The 20,746-nt window shown below is 68.8% G+C and carries 14 protein-coding genes, 2 pseudogenes and 1 riboswitch; of the genes and pseudogenes, 9 read left to right on the top strand and 7 right to left on the bottom strand.

The genetic code is table 11. The features are described 5' to 3' along the window. Positions 1–280: 280 nt before the first annotated feature. Together OG574_RS45080 and OG574_RS45075 are read left to right on the top strand one after the other, a co-directional pair. Positions 281–1,102, top strand: a complete 822-nt coding sequence (locus OG574_RS45080) for a maleylpyruvate isomerase family mycothiol-dependent enzyme (RefSeq protein WP_326777991.1) — start codon at positions 281–283, stop codon at positions 1,100–1,102. A 5-nt stretch (positions 1,103–1,107) separates the two neighbouring features. Continuing rightward, positions 1,108–1,407 (top strand): hypothetical protein, encoded by a 300-nt coding sequence (locus OG574_RS45075; protein WP_326777990.1) that lies wholly within the window; start codon positions 1,108–1,110, stop codon positions 1,405–1,407. A gap of 105 nt (positions 1,408–1,512) precedes the next feature. Here OG574_RS45075 and OG574_RS45070 read toward each other — a convergent pair whose 3' ends face one another. Together OG574_RS45070 and OG574_RS45065 are read right to left on the bottom strand one after the other, a co-directional pair. Then, complete coding sequence (locus tag OG574_RS45070; RefSeq protein ID WP_326777989.1) at positions 1,513–2,685, bottom strand: RNA-guided endonuclease InsQ/TnpB family protein; 1,173 nt, start codon at positions 2,683–2,685, stop codon at positions 1,513–1,515. 311 nt (positions 2,686–2,996) lie between these two features. Further along, positions 2,997–4,121 (bottom strand): FAD-dependent oxidoreductase, encoded by a 1,125-nt coding sequence (locus tag OG574_RS45065; protein ID WP_326777988.1) that lies wholly within the window; start codon positions 4,119–4,121, stop codon positions 2,997–2,999. Between the two features lie 28 nt (positions 4,122–4,149). Here OG574_RS45065 and OG574_RS45060 point away from each other — a divergent pair, with 28 nt between their 5' ends. Together OG574_RS45060 and OG574_RS45055 are read left to right on the top strand one after the other, a co-directional pair. After that, positions 4,150–4,875 (top strand): TetR/AcrR family transcriptional regulator, encoded by a 726-nt coding sequence (locus tag OG574_RS45060; RefSeq protein ID WP_326777987.1) that lies wholly within the window; start codon positions 4,150–4,152, stop codon positions 4,873–4,875. A 461-nt stretch (positions 4,876–5,336) separates the two neighbouring features. Further along, complete coding sequence (locus OG574_RS45055; RefSeq protein WP_326777986.1) at positions 5,337–5,921, top strand: hypothetical protein; 585 nt, start codon at positions 5,337–5,339, stop codon at positions 5,919–5,921. A 1-nt stretch (position 5,922) separates the two neighbouring features. On the opposite strand, the pseudogene OG574_RS45050 reads toward OG574_RS45055, so the two are convergent. After that, positions 5,923–6,201: pseudogene (locus tag OG574_RS45050) on the bottom strand (IS701 family transposase); the annotation flags it as partial. 4 nt (positions 6,202–6,205) lie between these two features. On the opposite strand from OG574_RS45050, the pseudogene OG574_RS45045 reads away from it, so the two are divergent. Next, positions 6,206–6,574, top strand: a pseudogene (locus tag OG574_RS45045) (alpha/beta hydrolase); the annotation flags it as partial. 175 nt (positions 6,575–6,749) lie between these two features. Here the strand turns inward: OG574_RS45045 and OG574_RS45040 are convergent. Both OG574_RS45040 and OG574_RS45035 read right to left on the bottom strand, forming a co-directional pair. Continuing rightward, positions 6,750–7,154: a nuclear transport factor 2 family protein gene (locus OG574_RS45040; protein WP_326777985.1), complete on the bottom strand. Its 405-nt coding sequence runs from the start codon at positions 7,152–7,154 to the stop codon at positions 6,750–6,752. A 151-nt stretch (positions 7,155–7,305) separates the two neighbouring features. Further along, on the bottom strand, positions 7,306–8,055 hold the full coding sequence (locus tag OG574_RS45035) for a hypothetical protein (protein ID WP_326777984.1): 750 nt from the start codon (positions 8,053–8,055) through the stop codon (positions 7,306–7,308). A gap of 752 nt (positions 8,056–8,807) precedes the next feature. Between OG574_RS45035 and OG574_RS45030 the strand changes: the two genes are divergently transcribed. The 4 genes from OG574_RS45030 (at position 8,808) to OG574_RS45015 (ending at position 15,523) form a co-directional block, all read left to right on the top strand. Then, entirely contained in the window at positions 8,808–9,545 is a 738-nt protein-coding gene (locus tag OG574_RS45030; RefSeq protein ID WP_326777983.1) for a flavodoxin family protein, read from the top strand. 1,406 nt (positions 9,546–10,951) lie between these two features. After that, positions 10,952–11,116, top strand: a riboswitch (cyclic di-AMP (ydaO/yuaA leader). 2 nt (positions 11,117–11,118) lie between these two features. After that, positions 11,119–11,874 (top strand): transglycosylase SLT domain-containing protein, encoded by a 756-nt coding sequence (locus OG574_RS45025; protein WP_326777982.1) that lies wholly within the window; start codon positions 11,119–11,121, stop codon positions 11,872–11,874. Between the two features lie 394 nt (positions 11,875–12,268). After that, the gene (locus OG574_RS45020; RefSeq protein WP_326777981.1) at positions 12,269–13,747 is read left to right on the top strand and encodes a glycoside hydrolase family 43 protein; all 1,479 of its coding nucleotides are present in this window, start codon (positions 12,269–12,271) and stop codon (positions 13,745–13,747) included. A gap of 51 nt (positions 13,748–13,798) precedes the next feature. Then, entirely contained in the window at positions 13,799–15,523 is a 1,725-nt protein-coding gene (locus tag OG574_RS45015) for a cellulase family glycosylhydrolase (protein WP_326777980.1), read from the top strand. Between the two features lie 18 nt (positions 15,524–15,541). On the opposite strand, the gene yicI is transcribed toward OG574_RS45015, so the two are convergent. Both yicI and OG574_RS45005 read right to left on the bottom strand, forming a co-directional pair. Then, a complete protein-coding gene (gene yicI, locus OG574_RS45010; protein WP_326777979.1) occupies positions 15,542–17,767 on the bottom strand; it encodes an alpha-xylosidase in 2,226 nt (741 codons plus the stop codon). Beyond that, positions 17,764–20,586, bottom strand: a complete 2,823-nt coding sequence (locus OG574_RS45005; protein WP_326777978.1) for a glycoside hydrolase family 3 C-terminal domain-containing protein — start codon at positions 20,584–20,586, stop codon at positions 17,764–17,766. The genes yicI and OG574_RS45005 overlap by 4 nt, the downstream gene beginning before the upstream one ends. Positions 20,587–20,746 lie beyond the last annotated feature (160 nt).

The raw sequence follows: 20,746 nt of genomic DNA, 5'->3' as shown, positions 1-20,746 counted from the left end.
GCGCCCGAGACCGAACCAAGAGCCATCACCGCGTCGTCCATGTCCCCTTCGAGAAACAGAAAGGTCGTCCATGTCCCCTTCGAAGAACAGGCGGTACGCCCGTACCAGCACAGAGCTCAGCGAACCGTCCCCATAGAGACTCTCCTCCAGTTCACAACGCCGGTCCCACCACAACTCGGCAAGGGCCGCATAGGGCTCCGGGCTGTCGGTGCGCCGGGTGATCCGTGAGAGTCTGCGGGCGGAACACCGGGTGCGGGAACGCAAATGAGGACGGGACGGCATGGAACCAGTGGTGGGGCCGGACACGCGGAGCGCGGTGCCCGAGGGGCTCAGTGCGGCGATACGAGATACGGCCGAGGAGATAGCCGCACTGCTGCGCGCGGGCGCCGACATGGGGCTTCGGGTGCCGGGGTCGCAGTGGAGCGTCGGGGAGGCGGCCGCGCATCTGGCGCTGGCCAACGAGCTGATGGCGGACATCGCGGCGGGACATGCGCGTAGTTACGGAGACGGCACACCGCAGAGTCTTGCCGCAGCCAACGAGCAGGCGCTCGCCGCGTTCGGTGAGCGGGAGGCCGAGCCGCTGGCCGGAATGATCGTAGAGCAGGCCGCCGCATGTCTGAGGGCGCTGGAGGAGCGGGGCACGGAAGGGACCGTGGTCAGTCCGCTGGGTCCGATGGGACCGGATGTGCTGGGCTCGTATCTGCTCACGCACATGCTGGGACACGGATACGATCTCGCCCGCGCGCTGGGACATGCGCACATGATCGACCGAGAGCGGGTGCGGCTGACGCTGCCGTTCATGCTGACGGCGATGCCACGGGTGACCGACGCGTCCGGCACCGCCGGGCTGAGCGTCCGCTACGCGATCCGCCTGTGGGGTGGCGGCCGGTTCGACGTGCGGGTGGCCGGGGGCGCGGTGTCGGTCGGCGAGCAACTGCCGGGGCGCGCGGACTGCACCATCCTCATCGAGCCGGTCACCTTTCTCCTGATGGCGCTCGGGCGCCGTGGCCAGTGGGGCGCCCTCGCTCAGGGCCGCATCCTGGTCGGGGGGCGCAAGCCCTGGCTCGCTCCGCGCTTCCCGGCTCTCTTCAAGGCACCCTGACCACGATGGACCGCGGGGTCGAAGCCTGGCTGCGGCGCGAGCGCATGGCGCCGGAGATCCCCGCCGGGCAGCGGCTGTGGCAGGCGTTCGACTCGGTGGGCTCGGTGTTGCCGGGCGACGACGCCCTCGAGATGGCCGGCACGCTGCTGTCCCACCTGTACGAGCACCCGGAGACGCCGGCTCCCACGCGCGTGTCCGACTGTGAACAGCTGATGCGGGAGGCCGGACACACACGGCCCCAGCGCGAGGAACACGCGCCGGACCGGCTCCAACTCCTCACCCCCGCAAGGGAACAAACGGACTGACGGCCCCGCTCCACGACGCGGCGATGTCAACTACCCGGTCGTGAAACGACCGGGCTTGCTGCTCGAGTCATCACTGGCTGTGATGGGGTCGGCTGCGTCCAGGACTCACGCGATGAGGGTGAGTTCAGGGGCCGTTGACTGAGCCCCGCAGACCCACACCATCCACCCGCGTTGGCGGATGTTGTGGGACGCATTGTGGTCCGCGTGCTCAACGAAGCCGCAGACCCGGCACGAGAAGACGGCCTGGGAGGGCCGGTTGCCGCGTGCGGTGTGATGACACTGGGAGCATTCCTGGCTGGTGTAGGCCGGATCGACAGAGACGACCGGCACCCCGGCCCTCTTCGCTTTGTAGGCGATGAACGAGCCGAGCTGGGCGAAGGGCCAGGAGGGGAGCGTGGTGCGTTGGGGCTTTCTCCGCCGTGCCCGCTCGCGAATGCCCGTGAGTACCTCCAGGGCGATCCCGCGACCGGTGCGTTCAGCCTCCGCCACGATCCGCTTCGAAATCTTGTGGTTGATGTCCTTGGCGCGCCGGGCTTCCCTGCCCGCGTACTTCTTCGCCCGCCGCTTGGCGGACTTGGTCTGCTTCTTCTGCAGCTTGGACCGCAGCTTGCGATCCTGTTCCCGCTTGCGGTTGATCCGACGCCCGCAGTGGCGCTCGCCGTCGGAGGTGACCGCGACGTTCACGATCCCCAGATCCACCCCGAGGAACCCGACCGGGTGGGCGTTCGGGGCAGCTTCAGCAATCTCGCAGGTCGCGATCAAGAACCACTTCCCGCCCTGGCACACCAGGTCGGACTCACCCTTGCGGTGCGCAGCCAGGACCTCCACCTGCCCGACCTGCCCGGTGAACCGCACGCCCTTCAGGCGGCCCGCCATGGACCAGATCGATACCGTGCGTGCCTGGTGCTGCCAGGACAGCATCCGGTCGTCGTAAGGCTGCGCCGCCTCGGACCGGAAAACCACCGGCTTGCCCGAGGCCCGGGCATGACGCCTGGAACCGGGCCGCCCGTAGCGGCCGTTACGCAGGTTCGCCTTCAAGGTGGTGTAGGCATCGCAGGATTTCTTGATCGCGTGCTGGGCGGCCTGCGCGCCTAGGCCCCACCTGGCCCGGATCTCGGCATAGGTGTGCTTGCGGAGCTCCAGTGGACGTCGCGCGTTTTCCTCGAATGCGACCCCGGCCGCCCAGGTCGCCGCTTGATTGCAGGCGTGCAGGGTCGCCTCAAGTGCCGCCGCCTGTACGGGCGTCGGCAGCAGCTTCACCCGCACTACCAGCTTCACGATCAGCGAACCTATACACCTGAACGAAGACCCACCACACGTTCGCCCCGCCTCACCCGAACGAGCGACACCCGCTCCGGCCCTGCCCGCGCACACCGCCGTGGCCCGGCTCCGCCGGAACGCTCCGGGCCGCTCCGCGGCCGTGATGGCCTGCGGCACGTCACGGCGACGCTCCGCGTCGCACCCCGTGGAGGCGATTCCTCCCGGGCGTAAACGCCAGGGGCTCCTCGCAAGAATCCGCTGAACAGATGCGGGTGTCTATAGAGGGCAGGGTTCACGCATTTCGGCCTCGATCGACTGCACAGGCGTTCTCAGTCTGCGGATGCCGGTTCGGCGGGCCGGGCCGTGAAGAAGCGGACGATGTCTTCCGCTGCTGTTGGGGACAGCATCATCGCCTGGACTCGTGCGGACATTTCGGCGATCGGGTGAATCCTGGTGAACATCACCTCCTCGTACGTCCGGATCGCCGAGTCCGGGTCGGCGGGGTTGGCGGCGAGTCGGCCGGCGAGCTCGGCGGCGTCGAGCATGGCCTGGTTGGCGCCCTCGCCGACCGGCGGCATGAGGTGCGCGGCGTCGCCGATGAGGGTGACGCCGGGTCGGCTGGACCAGCGCGTACCGATGGGCATCGCTTCGATCGGGCGCGGCGTCGGCGCGCTGTCGCCGGCCTCGATGAGTGCGGTGAGGCGTGGGTCCCAGCCACCGAACACGTCCAGCAGGGCGCGCTTACTACGGTAGGTGTCGATGGGGCGATCGCCTGGCCGCAGCGAGATCCCGACACGTAGGCTGCCGTCGCCGAGGCGTTGCGCTGCCAGGATCTGATTCACGCCGACGCACCACAGGTTCCCGGGGCCGACCAGCTCGGCGAGATCCGGATGGCGCCGGTTCACGTCTTCGATGTTCAGCTCTACGAGCGTGGCCACACTGGACAATTGGACGTCGGCCAGCAGCGACCGGACGATCGAGCGCGCGCCGTCCGCGCCGATGAGGATGTCGCAGCCGGTTCGGTGGCCGCCATGGAACGTCAGTTCCCAGCCCCCGCCAGGTCGCGGGGTGGCCGCGACAAGCCGGTGCCGCCAGACAACCGTGTCGCCGGGCAGGGAATCGAGCAGAAGATCACGCAGTGCGCTCCGGTCAATCTCGGGACGTCCGGAGAATGAGCCAGGTTGAGGCTCGTGGTGTACCAGGGTCCGTCCGGTCGGGTCGACGATGCGATGTTCCTCCCCCTCGGGCCGCGCCTCCGACCGGAACCGGCCGGCGAGACCCGCCTCAGCCAGGGCCAGTTGCCCGGACTCCGGGTGTAGGTCGAGCGCGCCGCCCTGCGGCCGCGCGGATCGGCTCGCCTCGCGCTCGTACACCACCGCATCGATGCCGTGCTGATGCAGGATCCGTGCCAGCGTCAGCCCGCCAAGTCCGCCACCGGCGATCGCAATTCGCATACCTACTCCGTTACCGTACACTGTCCGTATGGATACACCGTACGGTAACGAAACGCTGCCCGTTTGGGAACGGCCCGAACCTCAGCCGCGTGCGGCGCCAGTGCCGTTGAGCCGCGAGAAGATCGCCGCTACGGCGATCCGACTTGCCGACACGCACGGCCTCGACGGCCTGTCGGTGCGCAAGATCGCCAAAGAACTCGGCGTCGGTCCGATGCGGCTCTACGACTACGTGATCAACAGATCCGAACTGCTCGATCTGATGGTCGACGTCGTCTATGCCCGGATCGCCGAGGTCGGCCAGCACTCTGCGTGGCGCGCCACGGTACTGGCCATCGCCCACGCGACCCGCGATGCCGCCCTTGATCACGAGTGGTTCTCCGACCTGCTCGGCGGAAGGCCGCACTTGGGACCTCACGCGCTCGCCGTGGGCGAAGCGACCGCGGCGGCGCTGAGCCAGGCCCCCGGTGTGCGCGGCATCGACGATCTCCAGCGGACTTTGGGCGCCCTCAACGCCTTCATCATCGGAGCGGTCCGCAGAGAGGTCACCGAGCGACGCACCGCCCGTTCCACCGGCACCGATGAAGCCGCCTTTCAGGCCAGCCTCGGCCCCTACCTCACACGCATGTTGAATACCGGCAGGTACCCCACCATCGCCCGGCTCGTCATCGACGGGGCCCACCTCAATGCCGAGGAAACCTTCAACCACAACCTGACCACCGTCTTGGACGGCATCACCAGCCGGCCCCGCACGTGACCGACGGCTCTGCGACCAGCGGCAGGCTGCAAGCCGATGCGCGTTGATCAGACGCCCGGACCTGCCGCGATCCGAGTGCGGCCGGTCTCTGCCGACAACTCAGCCTGAGTAGCGGAAGCGTGCTGCCGGGTCGACGCGCTGAGCATCCTGACCTGCGTACGTCTGGCGAACCTGGCTTTGCAGCCGGCCGGCATCCCGGTCCCCGCGTGGCCTGCTGCCGTCAGATGTGCGGCAGCCGGGCCGCACCGCTGTCACCCCCGGCCGCACTGCAGCCTCGTCTGAACCCGGATTCTGGCGCCATGTCAGAAAACCCCGAGATATGCACTAAATGCAGGATTCCACTCAATCAGCAGCCTGATGTCACACCTTGAGTTGCCCTGAAATGACAGCTGATAAGCCGATTACTACGTTCATTGCATGTCGGCTGTTCAGCTGGCGTCTCCGAGACAGGGAGGATTGACATGCCCACGCGAATCTTCGCCGTATCCGCCGCCATGGTAGGCGCAGCGGTCCTTGCCGCCGCCGGCATCACCTATGCCGCGCAATCCGAATCGACCCAGGCCGCTACCCCGGCGGCCCAACAAGCCGCGCCGCCGGCCAAGCGGGCCGCCCCGCCCGTCAAGAAGGCAGCCCCGCCCGTCAAGAAGGCTGCCCCCGCGGCGGCTCCCGTCGGTACCGACAGCGCTGACGGCAGGGGGGACGAGGGCCGTGGCCACGAGGGCCGTGACCGTGGCTACGGCGGCAAGAAGGAGGGAAGAATCCACTTCAACGAACGGACGTACTCCGCCCGCACGGAGGGCTGCATCCCCGCTGCCAGTGGGCTGGGCTCAAGCAGTTTCAGCATCGACAACGACAGCGACGCGACCGTTGAGGTCTACCGCGGGTTCAACTGCGACAACGGTGCGCCGGTGGCCACGGTCGGCCCCTACGGCTCTACTTATGGTGTCGCGCCCCGGACCGGCCATGGGAGCGGCCAGGGAGGCGTCTTCGTCGAGGACGCGGTCGTAGGCAGTTTCCGGGTGATCTGCGACCACGACGAGTGGTGATACCACCATCCCGAGCACGCTGGATCGCCGGCCCGTCGGAATCGGGCCGGCGGTGCAGGTCGGTGTGGGCCCCGTCGTAGAAGCGCTGGTCCTTTGCACCAGCCCCGGCGGACAGGTTCTGCCAGGCCCGCTTGGGAAGCTTGTCGGCAAGGGCGTCTGCGCGGAACTTCCCTGCCTGGGTGGTGCCTTCGTGGGTGCGGGCCACCGCGCGGACGTAGCCGGTACCGCGTTCCTCCACGGTGGTGCGCAGCTTCGGATTACCGCCGTAGACCTCGTCGCCGGGCCCCGAATGGCGGACCACCCTGGGCGCCCTCCTTTCGCTGCCGGAGACCGGCGGCCGGGTCGGGTACTCGGGGATGGCCGCCGTCGGCATTCGGCTGGCGGTGGTCGAGCCGCGCATCTCGGCCGCCGGTTCCTTCGCCGGGGGTCACGTGCACCGCGCCCAGCGCGAGGAGGCCCGGCGGGTCACCAGTCCGGTGCAGTTCCTGCTGCAGTGGGATGACGAAGGGGACGACCGGCGGTCGGCCCTGGACTTGTTCGATGCCTTCGGTACCAAGGAGAAGACGCTGCACGCCAATCTGGGCGGGCACGCTGGTACCCCGTGGTTCGAGGTGGATGACGGGGGCCGGCTCTTCGCCCGGCTCCTGAAGTGAGGCCGGGCCGTCAGGCCGGCAGCAGTCGGTAGGCGGCCCACGCCGGCGTTCGGCCGGCAACGCCAGATCTACTCGCGAGGTCACCGGCCGCTTATCGCAGAACATCGCGTCGGTGAGTGCGTGCGATGCGACGTTCGAGGCCAGAGGTCAGAAGCTGAGCGAGCCCGCCCGGCGATCAGTCGTCGAAGTAGGCCCTGGCAACGGCGTAGCTGTCCTCGTAGAGGTGGTAGCGGGTGATCCGTCCGTCCCGGACTGTGGTGTGCAGGGCGAACGCGGTGTCGATGTCCCGGCCCGTCTTCTTGACCTCGGAGACCATGCGTCCGATGAGCACTACATCGTCGCCCTCGGCGATGACCTGGCGGAGGTCGAACTCCTTGGCCTGCACATGGGTCTGCAGCAGCTCGAAGAACCTCCGCATGCCCTCCGCCGAGTCGACGTCCGGTACCCAGGGAATGCCCGGCGGGTGCGGGATGGAGAACGACACCGAGTCGGCGAACAGCGCCGCCGCCTCCGCACTCTTCCCCTCGGCGAGCAGCGGGAACAGGCGTTGCACAGTCCGCGCCGGTGACTCTGCTGTCATGCATGTCGACGTTACAGGTTGCGTCGGCGGCAGGCGCGTGAACGAGGGGCGGCCCCAGGGAGGCCGCCCCTGGCAAGCCATCAGCCCGAGGTCGATCCAGCAGCCGCGACATCGCCCCAAGGGCCGACACCAAAGCCCTGCCCCTGGCGTGCTAACCCGCGCTACCGCGGGTCACGTGCACACCTGCGCCGACCGTGGTCACCTGGGTGCTGCCGTAGCCGGCGCACTCTCCGTATTCCTTGACCCACTTCGTTGTGCCGGACAGGGACCCGGAGGACGGTCCGCCGAACGTGACGTCGTACCGCGGCTGTTGGTCGCAGCTCGGAACGTTGTAATACTCGATGAAACCCGCCTGGGAGGCCTTCAGGTTGCCGGAGCCGGCGGGCAACTTGTAGGTGCCGACAGGGATCCGCTGACCGTTGTTGGTGTCGACGACTGTGCCCGACCAGGTGTCCGTGCCGACCTGGGCGATCTCGACGCGGAAGGTGTGGCCGTACACGGCGTCGAAGTCCACTCCGCAGCTGACGCCGGCGCCGCCGTCAGCCCCGTCCGAACAGTTGGCGTGCGTGCTTGTCGTGCCGCTGATGAAGGAAGAGAACACTCCACGCAGGCGCTGGTGCCCGTTCGCATCCGGCCGCGGCTGCAGTCCTGTGTACCCGATGTCGCTCTGTCCGGTGAACCCGTACTGCATCGCGAAGTAGGTCCCGGATACATGGGCGGTGCCGGTGTTCACGGTGATCGGGAAGTTGAGGGATGTCAGTCCCTCACTGGGAGCCCCGCTTACCGTCCACGACAGTAGTTCGTTCCCGCCGAAGGTCTGCGCCTGTGCGCCAGGTGCCGCGATGAACGGGACGAGTGCGGCGAGGGCCGCTACCGCAATGCGTGTCAACGCTCGTTTCATCTGATGCTCCTCAAGGGGGTGTTGAAGGTGAGCAGGGACGTGAACTTCTGGGCACCGCCTTCTCGCATGAGTGCTGCGGGCGGTAACGACTGCGCCGCGGTGACCGCGATACGGCTGAGGTGGCTCTGTCGCCCCAACTCCTGGGCGGACGCTCACCCCCTCTCCCGGTTCTACGCGCATGCCGGGCACCGGTGCCCTGGTGCCGAGTTCTCTCCAATCGACGTGGAGCGAGGGGAGGGCCATCACCGACCAGGAATCGGCATGCACCTGACAATGCCAAAACTCTGCAGCCCAATTGCCTGCGGAAGACTATGGCGCCCCGCCCGAGGAGTGTCAATACATGCTCGTAAACGTGCGACTCCAAGCAGAATCAATCATTGAGACCGCAGGCAGTCCACCGCCAGGCAGTCGGGCCCCGCACGTCGATCAGCCGGGAGTCGAGGTTGATCTACACAGGAAGCTCAGGGGCGGAGAAGCCCCTCCCCTTCCCAGAGCTTGCCGGAGGCGCTCTCCGGAATCTTGAGAGCGGGGCGAGCGTGCCAGTCATCCGAGCATGGTTGACGACCTCGCCGTCGGTCCCCGTGTCCTGTACCAGCAGGCCGCACAGCACCAAATCGAGCCGACCGCACGTGCAGACCACCAGGGCCATTCGGAGGCCACTGCTGTGGCGGCTGCCGTCGGCCGGGCCCCACGCTGGGCAAAGTGGACAAGTCACCGCGCACCAGGTGGCGACAGGGCTCTGGGAGGATCGTATGACCACTTCGTCACCCGCCACCGACGTGCCTCCGGCCCAGTACGACGACCTGCGGGCGCTGGTCGTCAACTGCACCCTCAAACGCTCGCCGGAGACGAGCAACACCCAGGGCCTGATCGGCCGCAGCACCGCGATCATGGAAGCCCAGGGAGTCCACGTCGACGCCGTCCGGGCCGTCGACCACGACATCGCCACGGGCGTGTGGCCCGACATGACGGAGCACGGCTGGAAGACCGACGCCTGGCCGGACCTCTACCGTCAGGTCATGGCCGCCGACATCCTCGTGCTGGCCGGCCCGATCTGGCTGGGCGACAACAGCTCCGTGATGAAGCGGGTGATCGAACGCCTCTACGCCTGTTCCAGCCTTCTCAACGACGCAGGACAGTACGCCTATTACGGCCGCGTCGGCGGCTGCCTGATCACCGGCAATGAGGACGGCGTCAAACACTGCGCGATGAACGTCCTCTACAGCCTGCAGCACCTGGGTTACACCATCCCTCCCCAGGCCGACGCGGGATGGATCGGCGAGGCCGGCCCCGGCCCCTCCTACCTCGACCCGGGCTCCGGCGGCCCCGAAAACGACTTCACCAACCGCAACACCACGTTCATGACCTGGAACCTGCTGCACCTGGCCCGGGCATTGAAAGATCTCGGTGGCATCCCCGCCTACGGCAACCAGCGCACCGCCTGGGACGCCGGCTGCCGCCACGACTACGAAAACCCGGAACACCGGTAGCGGCACCCGCAGGGAAACGGACCATCTCGCCCCGGCGTCGGTCAGATGCCCTGCACGCCGCTAACGCCCGCACACCCCGGCACCAGCCGCCCGCGTCCGATCGACCCACCGCACAACCGGACCCGAGGAAGCGGCCCGTCCCACGGCTCACCCCAACGCGGCGTTTCCTGCCTGGAAACAGGAACGCGCCGATCCCACGAGGGCGTTCGCACTCGCGTCCAGCACCCCTTCGCTCGGATGATGGTCTGAAGTGTCCCGCGTGACTGGCGAATCAAAGGCAAAAGCGTGCACCGCGCCATGCTCAGCTGCACGACCTCGGCCTCGCCGAACAGGGCACCCGCACCGGCGACAGACGACCGGACGCTCACGAACTCGCGGATCATGTCGGAACGGCCTTTAGCCGCGCGCCCAGCCGAGTTCCTCCTCTGTCCGCATCTGCACCGGCGCCGCAACTCCGACGTTGCCGTCACGTTCCATGCCCGAGCAACTGCCCCTATTCCTGAGCTTCTTCGCGGCGGACCTTCGGTTCGAATCCGACCCGGCGCAGGTGCGTGCGGAATTCCCGTTCCTCGCCGTGTCGACCACTGAGGCCCGGGATCGACCAGGCCTCCCACGCAGATAGATAACTGCCCGGAAACCCGTAGTCTGCATAGGGTTTCAGCAGCCTCCTCCCGGTCCGAGCCGAGACCTTCACTGGCATACCAGCGACGATCGGCAACTGAATCCCCATCACATGCAGACCGTCTTCTGAGCTCGCGCACATCCTGAGCCGGCAATATCTCCGGGCTCAGCATCGGAGCCCTCACCTATCCCGCCCCGGGTATCCCGCGAGCTCAACAGGCCGACGGGAAGTGCACTCCGATGACGGAACCCGCCGGCCTCACCTCCGCCGATCCCCCAGCCGAACCACCCAAGGCCACATTCAGGCACCACCCCGATCGACACCGCTCACGAACCGCACAGCGGGACGTCCGTCGGGCCGCGCGACCGGGCCAGCATTGATGGCGATACGCCCCTTTTGATACTGAATGCGACATAGCACTATGTCCGTCTTGCTCTACAAAATCCCTTTTCGGACGATTAGAGGCGTACGGAGCGATCTGCCTATATAGCGAGATATTCCTACGAAATATCCCCCTCCGATACGCCATCGACTGGGATTGCAACCCACATCCCATTCAGTGAACCGTGTCACACGGACGGACGCGGGCCCCGAGCTCTGCTGAGCCCACTTCCCTTCTAATCAAAGAAGGTTGGGCTTTTCGATCAAAGAGAGCTGCGGGTTCTGGTCGCCCAAGTCAGGGCTCTCACATTTCGCTATGGGAATTCTGGTCTTGTTCTCTCCGCGCTTTCTCGCCTAATGTCACCGTCAATCCGGATGGAACGCCGAATCCTGCCGCCGTCCGGAATCCCTCCCACCCACTCGGTTACGCACGGCAGGAGCGGGGGACCCAGGTAAGCCGCCGACCCGGTTTCCGGAACGGCTCGGGGTGAAGTCGCATTCGCAGTGCGACCGGACATCTCCCGTCCGAACCCGACAGCTCACCTCGTAGGCGACGGAGAGGAACTCGTCATGCCCTCAAAGGGAAAGCACCGCCGCCCCAAGTCCATCTCGCTCACCCGGGGAATCGCCGCCGCAGGCACGGGCGCCGCTGTGCTCGCTCTCCCGGTGCTCGGCGCGACCAGCGCCGGCGCAGCGCCGCAGGCCGCCCCGGCCGCAAAGAGCGCCGCGGCCCCCACGACGTACGTCGTCGCCGCGGGCGACTCCCTCGCCAAGATCGCCCGAGAGCACTCTCTGAGCGGCGGCTGGAAAAAGCTGTACGCGGACAACCGAGCCACCCTCGGTGACAACCCGGGGCTGATCCACCCCGGTGTCAAGCTCACGCTCGGCAAGAAGAGCCCGGCCAAGCCCGCAGAGAAGCCGGCAGCCACCAGGGCGTCCGCCGAGCGGGCCGACCGCTCCGAGCAGCGGACCACGCTCGCCGCTGCCCCGGCGAAGAAGACCTACACCAACGACCTCGACGGCTGGATCAAGGAGTCGCTCGACATAATGGCCAAGCACAACATTCCCGGCACCTACGAGGGCATCCACCGCAACATCATGCGCGAGTCCTCCGGCAACCCGCTGGCCATCAACAACTGGGACTCCAACGCTGTCGCAGGAACCCCGTCCAAGGGGCTCCTGCAGGTCATCGACCCCACGTTCACCGCGTACCACGTGCCCGGCACGTCGATGAACAGCTACGACCCGGTCGCCAACATCACCGCAGCCTGCAACTACGCGGCCGCCAAGTACGGCTCGATCGACAACGTGAACGGCGCGTACTGACAGCCGGTTCCACAATGAGGCTCGCAGTCGTCGCAGGCAGACCAGGCTTGCGCCGTGCGTGCCTTGCAAGGAGGACCTCCTGGTGGAGGTCGCGGCGGCGTGCCAGTCGGTGACGGACTGACACACGCGGCGTCCCGCGGATCCGGTGGCAGCGCAGTTGCGCTCCAAGGGCTCCCCCCGTCTCAGCACGGAGGACGCCGCGGTCCACTCCGCCTGAACGGAAGCCCGACGACTGCCAGTTGAAGCGCGTCGATGATGCCGTGGCCCTGAAGTCCCGTAAGCATGAAGGGACTTCAGGGCCCTTTGTCGTCCTGTCCAACCCCTTGCGCGCCATCACCCCCGTACATATTCTCCCCGCGGATCGAAGCGCTTCGACACCACGGAGAGAGACAGCATGGCAGACCCACGCCCGGCCATCCCCGGGTTCCACCCGGACCCCAGCGTCTGCCGCGTCGGCGACGACTACTACCTCGCGTGCTCGAGCTTCGAGTACGTCCCCGGGGTGCCGCTCTTCCACAGTCGCGACCTGGTGCACTGGCGGCAGATCGGCAACGTCCTCGACCGGCCCGGCCAGCTGCGGCTGCCCTGGGACACACCCTCCTCCGCCGGGATCTACGCGCCGACGCTGCGCCACCACGGCGGGCGCTTCTGGCTGATCACCACCAATGTGAGCGAGGGCGGCGGCAACCTGCTCGTCTCCGCCACCGACCCGGCGGGCCCCTGGTCGGACCCGGTCCCGCTGCCCGGCGTCCCCGGCATCGACCCGGATCTCGCCTGGGACGAGGACGGCGCGTGCTGGGTCACGGTCGCCGGGATCTCCCAGGTGCGAATCGACCCGTACACCGGCGAGACGTTCGGCGAGCCGCGCCCGCTGTGGTCCGGCACGCCGGGCGCCAAGGCCCCGGAGGCGCCGCACCTGTACCACGTGGGCGACCACTGGTACCTGCTGATCTCCGAGGGCGGCACCGAGCGCGGGCATGCCGTCTCCGTGGCCCGCGGCCCCGCGCCCACCGGCCCCTTCGAACCTTGCCCGGCCAATCCGGTCCTGACCCACCGCGGCACCGACGAACCCGTCCAGAACACCGGCCACGCCGATCTGGTGCAAGCGCCCGACGGCACGTGGTGGATGGTGTTCCTCGGAGTGCGGCCGCGCGGCGGCACCCCCGGCTGGCACGTGCTCGGCCGCGAGACCTTCCTCGCGCCGGTCACCTGGGAGGACGGCTGGCCGGTCGTCGGCCCGCCGGCCACGGCCGGGCCCGCGCCCGCCTCCGCCGAACCCTTCACGGACGACTTCGACGACGCCGATCTGCACCCCTCCTGGATCTCGCTCCGTCACCGCTCCCCGCGGCACTGCACCACGAAGGAACGGCCGGGCCGGCTGACGCTCCACGCCCTCGGGGGCGGCCCCGACGCCGCCGACGTCACCTTCGTCGGCCACCGGCAGCAGCACCTCTCCTGCCGCGTCCGCGCCCACCTCGACCCGGCGGACGGCACCGGCGGCCTTGTGGTCCGGCTCGACGAGCGGCACCACTACGAGATCGAGGCCGACGCCGCCGAAGTACGGGTGATCGCCCGCGTCGGAACGCTGCGCACCGTGGTGGCCTCCACGTCCCGGGCGACGGCCGGCGGGGCGCTCGTGCTCGGCGTCGACGTGACCCCCACGGACACCCCGAGCGACGCGCGCACCGGCCCCGACATGCTCGCGTTCGGCGTCGAGGATCCGCACGGCACGTTCACCGCACTCGCGGCCCTCGACGGCCGCTATCTGTCGACCGAGGTGGCCGGCGGGTTCACCGGCCGCGTCATCGGCCTGTACGCCGCGACCGGCACCGCCCACTTCGACTGGTTTCGCTACGAGCCGCTCGCCGTCTGAACTCGACCGCTGACCGGGACCACTGAACTCAGCCGCTGAAAGGGACCCCGTATGAGACGAGCACGGAGCCGCAGACGCCGCGTCGGACGGGTGGCGGGCCTCTTCCTGGCCTTACTCGCCACCGTCGGCACCTCCCGGACCGGGGCCGTGGCGGCCGCCCGCCCCGCTCCTGCCGCGACCGCCTCCGCCATGGACACCGTCGCCGCCATGCAACCCAGCTGGAATCTGGGCAACACCCTCGACGCCATCCCCGATGAGACGTCCTGGGGCAACCCGCCGGTCACCAAGGCGCTCTTCGACACCGTCAAGAGCCAGGGTTTCCGCAGCGTGCGCATCCCCGTCACCTGGGGCAACCACCAGTCGGCACAGGCGCCTTACACGATCGACGCCGCGTTCCTGAACCGGGTTCGGCAGGTGGTCGACTGGGCGCAGGCGGACGGTCTGCGCGTCGTGCTGAACGTGCACCACGACTCCTGGCAGTGGATCAACAAGATGGCCACCGACCACGACCAGGTGCTCGCCCGCTACCACGCGACCTGGCAGCAGATCGCCACCGCATTCAAGGACGAACCGCGCACGTTGCTCTTCGAGAGCATCAACGAACCGGCCTTCGACAACGCCGACGACGCCCGGAAGATGGAGCTGGTCGACGAGCTCAACACCTCGTTCCACAGCATCGTGCGCGCGTCGGGCGGCGCGAACGCGCAGCGCCTCCTCGTCCTGCCCACCGTCGGCGCCACCCCGGACCAGACCCTCATGGACGACCTGGCAGCCACCATCGACGGGCTCGACGACCCCAACTTGGTCGCGACCGTGCACTACTACAGCTTCTGGCCGTTCAGCGTGAACATCGCCGGCTACACCCGCTTCGACGCCACCGTCCAGCAGGACATGACCGACACCTTCGCGCGGATGCACGACACGTTCGTCGCCAAGGGCATTCCGGTGTACCTCGGCGAGTACGGGCTCCTGAGCTACCCGGACCACACGCATCAGGACTACGTCGAGCGTGGCGAGGCCCTGAAGTACTTCGAGGCGCTCGGTCACACAGCCCGCGTCAACGGCGTCACCACCGCGCTGTGGGACCCGTTCTCGCTGCTGAACCGCGAGACGCTGCGATGGCGCGACCCCGCCCTCTTCGCACTCATCAAATCGAGCTGGACGACGCGCTCGGGTACCGCTTCGTCCGACAAGGTGTACGTCCGCAAGGCCGACCCGGTCACGGACCAGTCACTCACCCTGAACCTCAACGGCACGTCGTTCATGGGGCTTTGGCAGGGCGGCACGAAGCTCGACCGGGGCGTCGACTACACCGTGTCCCGTGACCGGCTCACGCTGACGGCGGCCGCTCTGACGCGGCTGACGGGGGACCGCGCGTACGGGGTGAACGCGACGCTTCAGGCCCGGTTCTCGTCCAGGGTGCCGTGGCGGATCGACGTGACGACGTATGACCCGCCGCTCCTCACGGACGCGACGGGGACGACCGGCTCCTTCGCGGCCCCGGCCCAGTTCCGGGGCGACTCCTTGGCGACCATGGAGGCCGAATACGCCGACGGCACCAACGCGGGTCCGGCCGACTGGACTTCGTACCAGCAGTTCGGCACCGCGTTCGCCCCGGACTACGACGGCGGCACGCTCAGGCTCACCGCCGACTTCCTGAACTCCCTCAAGGACGGTGTGCCTGTGACTCTCACCTTCCATTTCTGGAGCGGCGCCACCGCCACGTACCAGGTGACGCGGTCGGGAGACACGGTGACGGGCACCGCCGTCTCCTGACCAAGCACGTCGAACGGGCTACAACTCCCCTACCTGGTACGGGAGTTCCGTTCCCGCCACCTCCACCGTGACCGCCCCGTCGACGGTGTCCCGGCGCACCCTGTACGCGGCGGCGGGGCTCCCGTCGTGGTCCGGCACCGTCACGGTCACGTCCTGCGCGCCCGGCGCGACGAGCAGGGTGACGCCGTCGATCCAGTCGCCGTCGGGGCGCCGGTCGTCCGCGCCGAGCGGGACGACCGCGCCGGGACGGACGAACAGCGGCAGGCTGTCGAAGCCGTGGGTCTCGCGCAGCCAGCGCCCGCCCTCGACCCGCTCCCCCGTCAGCAGCCGCGTCCACGTGCCCTCGGGCAGATAGAACTCGACGTCGCCGTCCGCCGAGAACACCGGCGCGACGAGCAGGTCGGGGCCGAGCATGTACTGGCGGTCAAGCACCCGGCACGTGGGGTCGTCCGGGAAGTCGAGGAGCATCGGACGCATCACGGGGACGCCGGTGCGGTGCGCCTCGACCGCCGCCCCGTACAGGTACGGCATGAGGCGGTGCTTGAGGCGCGTGAACTTCCGTGCCACGTCCACCGCTTCCTCGCCGAATGCCCATGGCACGCGGTACGAGACATTGCCGTGCAGGCGGCTGTGCGAGGAGAGCAGGCCGAAGGCGAGCCAGCGCTTGAAGACGGCCGGGTCGGGGGTGCCCTCGAAGCCGCCGATGTCGTGTGACCAGAAGCCGAAGCCCGACAGGGACAGGGAGAGGCCGCCACGCAGCGACTCCGCCATCGCCGTGAACGAGGCGAAGCAGTCACCGCCCCAGTGCACCGGGAACTGCTGGCCGCCGGCCGTCGCCGAGCGGGCGAAGACGACCGCCTCTCCGCTGCCGCGCTCCTTCTCCAACAGCTCGAAGACGGTGCGGTTGTAGAGGTGCGCGTAGTAGTTGTGCATGCGCTCGGGGTCGGAGCCGTCGTGCCAGACGACGTCGGTCGGGACGCGCTCGCCGAAGTCCGTCTTGAAGCTGTCGACGCCCATGTCGACCAGGCCGCGCAGCTTGCCCGCGTACCAGTCGCGCGCGCCCGGGTTGGTGAAGTCGACGAGTGCCATGCCGGGCTGCCACAGGTCCCACTGCCAGACGTCGCCGTTCGGCTTGCGGACCAGATAGCCCGACGCCAGTCCCTCGTCGAAGAGTGGGGACTTCTGGGCGATGTACGGGTTGATCCACATGCTGATGCGCAGGCCGCGCGCCTTGAGGCGGCGCAGCATGCCGACCGGGTCGGGGAAGACGTCCGGGTCCCAGGTGAAGTCGGACCACTGGTACTCGCGCATCCAGAAGCAGTCGAAGTGGAAGACGGTGAGCGGGATGTCGCGCTCGGCCATGCCGTCGACGAACGACGTGACCGTCTCCTCGTCGTACTCGGTGCAGAAGGAGGTGGTGAGCCACAGGCCGAACGACCAGGCCGGCGGGAGGGCGGGGCGGCCGGTGAGCGCGGTGTAGCGGCGCAGCACGTCTTTCGGGGTCGGGCCCGCGACGACGTAGAACTCGATCGATTGGTCCTCGACGCTGAACTGGAGCTGGCCGACGGACTCCGTGCCGATCTCGTAGCCGACCTTACCCGGGTGATTGACGAGGACGCCGTAGCCGCGCGAGGAGAGGTGGAACGGGACGTTCTTGTAGGCCTGTTCGCTGCTGGTGCCGCCGTCGGCCTGCCAGATGTCCACCGTCTGGCCGTTCTTGACGAACGGGGTGAAGCGTTCCCCGAGGCCGTAGATGTGCTCTCCGACGCCGAGCGCGAGCTGGGCGACCATGTGGTGGGAGCCGTCGGGCGTGGTAGCGAAGGCGGTGCCCTTGTGTTCAACAGCCGTCAGTCGGCGTCCTGTTGAGGAGTCGAGGAATTCCAGGCCCCACTCCCCTGCCGTGTCCAGGCGGACGGTGAGCGGGCCCGTCTTCAGCTCGGCGACCGTGCCCTCACGGGTCACCTGTGCGCCGGCGCTGCCTTCGGAGGGCAGCAGCTCGAAGTCGGGGCCCCGGTGCCGCTTGCCCGCGTGGTGGGTGAAGCGGACGCCGATGACGCCCTCGGCGGGGGCGAAGCAGTCGATGGTGATCAGAGGCTGGTTGAGGGTGTCGCCGCGGTCACGGACGTGCCGGACGGCGGCGTACGCGGTGAACCGGTCCTCGGCGGCCACGATCTGGCGGACCTCGGTGGCGTACGCGGCATGGACCCCTTCGCGCATCAGCCAGAAACCGTCGGTGAACTTCATACGGTGGTCCCCCGTGGGATGAAGGTGAGCCGGGCCAGACGGACCTCGCCGCCGAGCCGCACGCGCAGGTCACATACTCCGCGGGCGGTGAAATCGGCGTCCAGCGTGACGTAGCTGTACGGGCCACCGGTTTCCGGGACGGTGACCGTGCCGCCGTCCCCGATCGCGACGGTGCCCGAGCCCGCGACCGTCAGGCGCACTGCGCGGACTCCGTTGGCGCCCAGGTCGCAGCCGCTGTAGAGGAGTTCGGCGTCGGGCCCGGTCGCGGTGACGGCGTCGCCGGACGTCTTCGTGCGGTCGACGATCGCCGTGCCGCGCTGTTCGTCGTACGACGCGGCGTCCAGGCCGTCGACGAGCACAGGCCGAGGCGCGGGCTCGTCGCCGTCGAGGGTCAGGCGCGTGGTGAGGCGGATGTCCTCGCTGGAGGCGCCGACGAGCAGTTCGTACGCGCCCGAGGTGACGCTCCAGCGGCCGCGGGCGACGTCCCAGTGGCCGAGGTCGGCGACAGGCACGGAGAAGGTGACGCGTTGCGACGCCCCCGACGCGAGGGCGATGCGGCGGTGCGCGAGGAGCTGGCGGCGCGGGCGCGGCGCAGGCATGTCGAGCGGGCGGACGTACAGCTGCGGGACGTCGTCGGCCGGGGTGGTGGCGGTGTTGGTGACGGTGAAGGTGCACTCAAGGGTGTCCGCGCCGCGGTGCACGAAGAGTCCGTCGTAGTCGAACGAGGCGTAGGACAGGCCGTGTCCGAAGGGGTAGAGCGGTGTGCCCTCGAAGTAGAGGTAGGTCTGGCGGGAGCCGATGACGTCGTAGTCGAGCAGGTCGGGCAGGTCGCTGTCGCCGGCGTACCAGGTCTGCGGGAGGCGTCCGGCGGGGCTGACGTCGCCAGCGAGGACCCGGGCGAGGGCGTGCCCCGCGGCCTGTCCGCCATGGGCGGTCCACAGCAGGGCGGGGAGTTCGGTGTCCGCGTCGGGCACGGCGTAGGGGTAAGCGCCGATCACGGCCAGGGCGGTGTTCGGGTTGGCGGCGCGGGCCGCTCGCCACAGCCGGTCCTGGTGGTCGGGGAGGGCGAGCGTCGTGCGGTCCTCGGTCTCGCGGCCGTTGATGTGCGGGTCGTTGCCCGCGACGACGATCACCACGTCGGCATCGGCGGCTGCCCGGGCCACGGCGTCCGCGCCGCGCTCCACGTACTCCACGTCGAAAACCGTGCCCTGCTCGGCAACCTGCACGCCGTCGGCGGCGACAGCGACGTACCGGCCCGTGCCCGTGTGCCTCAGGAGGTGAGCGTTTCCGTGCCGTTCCAGGGTGTACGTCTCCTGGACGACCCAGCCGCCGGGCTGCTCGGCGGACGCCCGCACGAAGCCGTCCTCGGCGACGGACAGGTAGCGGCCGTCGGGTGCGCGCAGGGTGAGGACGTCGTTCCCCCAGTCGACGAGGGCGAGTTCGGTGCCCGATTCGGTGGCGGTGGTGAGCGGCGGCAGGTCGGTGCGGCCGGCGAGGAGGGCCGGGTCGAGGGCGCCCTCGACCCCGCGCACGCTCGCGTCGGCGTCGTTCTCGGGCACGTACAGCCATCCGGCGTCGCACCGCAGCCGCACCCGGTCCGCGCCCTCCGTGAAGGTGACGTGCTCCGTGCCGAACCGCTCGCGGAGGCCGTCGAGCGGGGTGGAGCGGTGGATGAGGGTGCCGCTGTACCAGTCCGTCTTGCACTCGTCGGCGAGCAGGCCGACCAGGGCGATGTGGGCGGTGTCGGGCAGCGGCAGCAGATCGTCGTTCTTGAGCAGCACGACCGCCTGCTCGGCTGCCTCCTGCGCGAGGGCGCGGTGTTCCTCCGAGTCGAAGGCCCCGGCGCCTTCGAGGGGGTCGCGGTCCTCGAACTCACCCAGGCGCAGCCGCACATCGAGCTGTCGGCGCACGGCGGTGTCGATGTCCGACTCGGAGATCAGGCCCTGGTCGAGGGCGCGGCGGATCCGCCCGGTGATCGTCGAGGAGTCGGTCCCGTGGTCGGTGAAGCTGTCGACGCCCGCGACGAGGGCGGCGGCGGTGGCCTCCTCGTGGGTGTCGAAGTAGTGCTCGGAGTCGACGAGGTTGCTGGGCGCGCCGGCGTCCGAGCACACGAGGAGTTCCTGGTCGGTCCAGGTCCGCAACTGCTCGCGCAGATAGGGCGATACGTGGTTGGGCCGGCCGTTGACCAGGTTGTAGGCGGGCATGACTCCGGCGACGGCGCCCGCCTCGACGGGGGCGCGGAAGGCCTTGAGGTCGTACTCGTGCAGGACGCGGGGGCGGACGGAGGAGTTCGACGTGTCCCTGAGCGTCTCGTTGTTGTGGGCGAGCCAGTGCTTGAGGACGGGGGCGGTGCGCCAGTACGTGGGGTGGGTGCCGCGCAGGCCGCGCGTGTAGGCGGTGGCGATGGCCGCGGTGAGGTGCGGGTCCTCGGAGTAGCCCTCCTCGTTCCGGCCCCACAGCGGGTGGCGGAGGAGGTTGACCGTGGGCGCCCAGACATTGAGGCCGATCCGGTCGTCGCGCTCGCGCATCGCGCGCACCTCGGCGGAGACGGCGTCGCCGATCCGCCGCACCAGGTCGTCGTTCCAGGTCGCGCCGAGCCCGACGGACTGCGGGAACACGGTGGCCGGGCCCATCCACGCGACGCCGTGCAGTGCCTCCTGCCCGGTGCGGAACGCGGCGAGGCCGACCCGTTCGACACCCGGCGTGAACTGGTGCAGCAGCGCGATGCGTTCGTCGAGCGTCAGCCGGGACAGCAGGTCGTCGACGCGCTTGTCCGTGGGCGGTGCCCCGTCCGGGGGGAGCGGGAGTCTTTCGGTCACGTGCGGGTCCCTTGGCGAAAGAGGTCAGTGAATCTTCGAAGCGCTTCGATGCTCCGTACTCAGGTTGGCAGGTGTCAAGTAGCCGACAGGGAAAGCACGTTCAGGAATTCCGTGCACCGCTCTTGTGACCGTGGAAGCGCTCCCTTAGCCTCGCTGCAAC

The organism is Streptomyces sp. NBC_01445 (assembly GCF_035918235.1).
GTDB lineage: Bacteria > Actinomycetota > Actinomycetes > Streptomycetales > Streptomycetaceae > Streptomyces.
Note: the sequence above shows the minus strand (reverse complement) of the source record. Positions and strands in the feature narration are given on the sequence as shown.

Coding starts and splice junctions, on each gene's coding strand:
- OG574_RS45055 (WP_326777986.1), top strand. CDS start 5,337: ATGCCCACGCGAATCTTCGCCGTATCCGCCGCCATGGTAGGCGCAGCG.
- OG574_RS45080 (WP_326777991.1), top strand. CDS start 281: ATGGAACCAGTGGTGGGGCCGGACACGCGGAGCGCGGTGCCCGAGGGG.
- OG574_RS45040 (WP_326777985.1), bottom strand. CDS start 7,154: ATGACAGCAGAGTCACCGGCGCGGACTGTGCAACGCCTGTTCCCGCTG.
- OG574_RS45060 (WP_326777987.1), top strand. CDS start 4,150: ATGGATACACCGTACGGTAACGAAACGCTGCCCGTTTGGGAACGGCCC.
- OG574_RS45075 (WP_326777990.1), top strand. CDS start 1,108: ATGGACCGCGGGGTCGAAGCCTGGCTGCGGCGCGAGCGCATGGCGCCG.
- OG574_RS45025 (WP_326777982.1), top strand. CDS start 11,119: ATGCCCTCAAAGGGAAAGCACCGCCGCCCCAAGTCCATCTCGCTCACC.
- yicI (WP_326777979.1), bottom strand. CDS start 17,767: ATGAAGTTCACCGACGGTTTCTGGCTGATGCGCGAAGGGGTCCATGCC.
- OG574_RS45020 (WP_326777981.1), top strand. CDS start 12,269: ATGGCAGACCCACGCCCGGCCATCCCCGGGTTCCACCCGGACCCCAGC.
- OG574_RS45035 (WP_326777984.1), bottom strand. CDS start 8,055: ATGAAACGAGCGTTGACACGCATTGCGGTAGCGGCCCTCGCCGCACTC.
- OG574_RS45065 (WP_326777988.1), bottom strand. CDS start 4,121: ATGCGAATTGCGATCGCCGGTGGCGGACTTGGCGGGCTGACGCTGGCA.
- OG574_RS45015 (WP_326777980.1), top strand. CDS start 13,799: ATGAGACGAGCACGGAGCCGCAGACGCCGCGTCGGACGGGTGGCGGGC.
- OG574_RS45030 (WP_326777983.1), top strand. CDS start 8,808: ATGACCACTTCGTCACCCGCCACCGACGTGCCTCCGGCCCAGTACGAC.